At 48.8% G+C, this 3968-nt stretch carries 3 protein-coding genes; all 3 read right to left on the reverse strand.

What is annotated here, in order from left to right:
* Positions 1-829 (reverse strand): zinc ribbon domain-containing protein (locus tag NZ772_15215; protein MCS6814904.1); only part of this gene is annotated, 829 nt, incomplete at its 3' end.
* Between the two features lie 660 nt (positions 830-1489).
* On the reverse strand, positions 1490-2548 hold the full coding sequence (gene csaB, locus NZ772_15220; GenBank protein ID MCS6814905.1) for a polysaccharide pyruvyl transferase CsaB: 1059 nt from the start codon (positions 2546-2548) through the stop codon (positions 1490-1492).
* 17 nt (positions 2549-2565) lie between these two features.
* The coding region (locus NZ772_15225) for a DMT family transporter (GenBank protein ID MCS6814906.1) at positions 2566-3968 on the reverse strand (1403 nt) is incomplete at its 5' end.

Consider the following 3968-nt stretch of genomic DNA (forward strand, 5'->3'; position numbering starts at 1 on the left):
GCAAATCATCCAACAGTTTGGCAACATCAACTTGAGTTTCTTCTGCTGTATTGAATAGTTGTTGCCAGAATGCACCCAAATCCCGGAGAGAGAGGTCATTATCCTCTACCCAAAGACGACGCATACACAAAACCAAGTCTTCATCCACCACCAAGTTATCCAGTGCCAATAGGCTCTGGCGGCAGCGCCATGGCTCTAATGCCTCCCATAGCAGCACCATTTCATGCAGCCAATATAGCTGCTGAGGTAGGGATGCTCGTTCAGACTGCCAGCTATCAACTAAGCGAGTCCAGTCAGAGCGATTCTCTAGCAACACAACTTGGCAATTACCTTGCCTCCATGCATCGTAAATTGCTGGTAAAGCAGGGTCTAGCTGAGCTTGCAAGTCGAGATAGGGACGAGCGGTTTCTGGAATAACATCCTGAATTGTTGTCACAGCAGGGTCTAGCCCTGCCTGTCGCAGGTTTTGGCTTTCAGACTTTTGGGCAAACAAAACCTCTAGCAGTGACATCTGAAAGGGTCGGCAGTCTAGAACCAAGGTTTCTAGTTCTGTACTCGTGGTGGCAGAAATTGGCAGGGTTTGTAGTAACCGATAGCGTTGGGCTCTATCTAAATATTCCCCCACAGGGATTGTTTCTGGTGGTTCTGTCTGTACGATCGCCCACCAATATGTGCCTACCACGGCACCACAACTATTGCAGGTTTCAGCATCTAGAGCTACATCTGCTCCACAAGAGTGACAGATTTTATGGGTCAGTGGCGTGCCACATTCCTGACAAAACCGATTACTTAGTTGGTTTTCAAACTGACATTGAGGACAAATCAGCATTCAAAACTCCCTCAATCTTCACTGCCGTAACTACAGATATTAACAAACCCACCCTAGGATGTACGCTAACTAACACAGGGCCACATTAAAGCTAACGATATAGAGATGAACTCTGTATTTGTGCAACTTAACAAAGCATTCCCCGTAGAAGCACTAATGAATAATGAACCCAAACCCTAATCTAAATCGCTTAACTGCTTTGAACCATGCAAATAGAACCATGCAAATACCAGACGATATATTCTGTATTCTGGTCACATATGCTTAGCTGTCATTCTACATGGGTTTTCAAGCCTGCTAGTATTAATTCCGTCAATTAACTCAAGAATTCTCTGGTCGAAGAGGGCTGCTAACGACTAACACTGGGCGCTACTAACAGTCCACTCCTAGTAAGGCACCTGCTATGAGGGGTTTAGGACATTTTTGCCAAGAACCAGGCTGCTAGTGTTGCTAACGATTAAACACTAGTTACACCGAATTGTTACGATTCAAATCTACCAATGCGCCATGATTTTGCGTACGGCTGCTCTCTGCTGATTCTCTGAAATCCAGCAACACAGTTCTATCAGTTCTTAGCTGTATTCTTAATCTTCACTGTAGAGCATTTGTTAAGGATGGCATCGAAAACTAGGATATGCCGCGACCCAGAGCAAGTCGTGATTATTTGGAGTGTAGAGAGCTACTGCACAAATGTTGATGCAACAGATCGCGGTGGATAAGGGCACGATCGACTAACCCCTGGATCTGCTCTGGCATTAGCGCATCGCTATTGGCATAGCACTCTAACCAAGCTTGACAAATTTGGCTAGGACTCTCTGGCAGATGCTCCAAGTTCCACCCTGGTAAGTTAAGGGCTGTCATCAGGTGTTCTACCTTGGGGTCATAGCTCAGGGCGAAGCAACGGCTGCCCTCGGCAGCAGCCATGATGACACCGTGGAGCCGCATGGCGATCGTCATTTCCACACCTTGAAACACCCCCTTTAACATCCTCGGATCATCCAGACAAAGAATCTGACTGACCTCTGGTAGTTGAGTATGGATATGTTGAGCAATTTCCATATCCTTACTAGGCTGAAATGGAATCAACAACACATAGGTTTGGGTTGAATCTTGAAACCATTTCAATGCTTGAGTTATGGCAGCTAGGCGACTAGAAGTCAGTTGCGGGGAAGGACGAAGCACCACCGCGACTCGTGGAGCAGGAAGATTGGCAAACCCCGGTACAGGAGATGCTGTCATTGCCCACACTGGATCAGGGGCTAGGGTACAGGGAATTTTCCACTCAGTTAACAGCCTAGCGGAAGCATCATCACGCACACTCACTGCGGTGCAGTAACGAAAAGTTTGGCGAGCGAGCCACCGGGTAACAGCATGGTGCAGCGGGCCAATTCCCTGCGCCCAAGCGATCGTTATCTTTCCTAGCCGTTGTGCCAACATCATCAATCCAGCGTAGTAGAAAGGGCTTGCGAGGCTAGTAGCATCTTGCATCAAGCTGCCGCCTCCCCAAACTAATCCGTCGGCTTGATAAATAGCTCGTACCACTTCTCGCAGAGATTTACGTCTACAAGTTGCCACTCCATAGCGCTTCTCTGTCTCGAAGGGGTTACCTGACAACACAACTGGCGTTACAGTTGCTGGCAAGTTTTGCAACAACGAAGCTAGCAATGCTTCATCGCCCCCGTTCCCCATACCGTAATAGCCAGACAACACAACCCGCATAGATGCCTAGCCATCCTTTAGCGTTTGTTACCTGTTGATGCAAGGGCAGGTGTCGGCTTTTTCTCTTGAGTTAATGCCGCAACTGCCAATGTGACCACTAGGATACCAAGCATTTGCACAGGGCCTAATCTGCTTTGAGGGCTGGGAGTTAACACAAAGGCCAAAACTGCGGTTAGCACAGGGCCTGCCGATGAGAAAATGGCAGTGCGCGATGGCCCTAAAACCTTAGTGCCTAGGTTGTTGGCAAGGTAGCCAATTAGTGTCAGCACACCCAACACTAAAGCACCAGCCAAAATGCCACCCCATTTGCCCTGAGTAACTTGTAGCTTGTACTCTGGTGGCAAAGGTAACCATAGGCTAATGGCTGCTAGAAACAAAATGGTTGTAAACTGTACCAGACTCAGCGACACCGGATGCAAGATCTGCTTTTTGAAGCACTGTCCCATGGTGATTAGATAGAAGGCAAAGGCTATTCCAGAAGCCACAGCAATCAAAATATCTCCCAGAGAGGAGCCAGTTTTTAGGGTTAAGCGAGGCAGCGCAGTGAGAATAACCCCTAAAGCCACAGATATGACTACAGCCCAGCGCAGTCTAGTCGGTCGATCGCCCAATAGCCACCACGACAGAGGAATCGTGAACATGGGATACATGAACAGAATCGTAACAGCGACTCCAGCACCAATTTTGGCGATCGCGATATAAATCAACACTTGGGACACAAATAGACAAGCCCCACTGCCAATCACCAGCCATAGGGAGCCTTTGTCACGAGATTTCAAAAACCGCTCCAAATCCCTCCAAACGTTAGGATAAAGGCGTGGCGCTACCCATGCTAAACAGGGCACCACCACCATCATGCGCAACAGCAAGATGAGCAGTGAATTACCAATAACTAGGTTGATATAGGGGCCAAACTGGAGTGCTTCAATGCCAAATAACTTGCCGCCAAAGCCAATAATGCTGACCACCACGTTATGAATCGACAACCCCAGGGTAGAAATTAGCATCAACCAAATGCCCTGGATCATGGTTGAAGGGCGGCTGTCGGCTGGTGCAATAGGTCTGGGAGGCAAGTGATCGCCCATGGGCGGCAATTGTGGCTCAACCCTAGCGGAGCCAATAGTTGGTGGGGACACCAAGGAAGTGCGGTCATAGGGCTGGACTGGACTGCTCTCTAGAGACTGATGGGGAGTAGTTTGCCCGTTTGTGACTGGTGGATAGGTGTAGCCTTGGGGGGGAGAATAGTTTGAATGGCTATCGGCTTCACCGCGTCGCCGAGTTTCTGCATCTAACCGGGCTAGCAATGCGTCTAGAATGGCTTTTCCTTGGGCTTCAATATCCTGCATCCGACTAAGCTGCTTGGGTAGCAAGCCCTCGTAGCTAGTGAAGTCCTGTTGCAGCGATCGCAGCGTCCTCAGGG

It is taken from the genome of Cyanobacteriota bacterium, from assembly GCA_025054735.1.
GTDB lineage: Bacteria > Cyanobacteriota > Cyanobacteriia > SKYG9 > SKYG9 > SKYG9.

Excerpts from the sequence above, each read along its gene's own strand:
- csaB (MCS6814905.1), bottom strand. The coding sequence starts at position 2,548 with ATGCGGGTTGTGTTGTCTGGCTATTACGGTATGGGGAACGGGGGCGAT.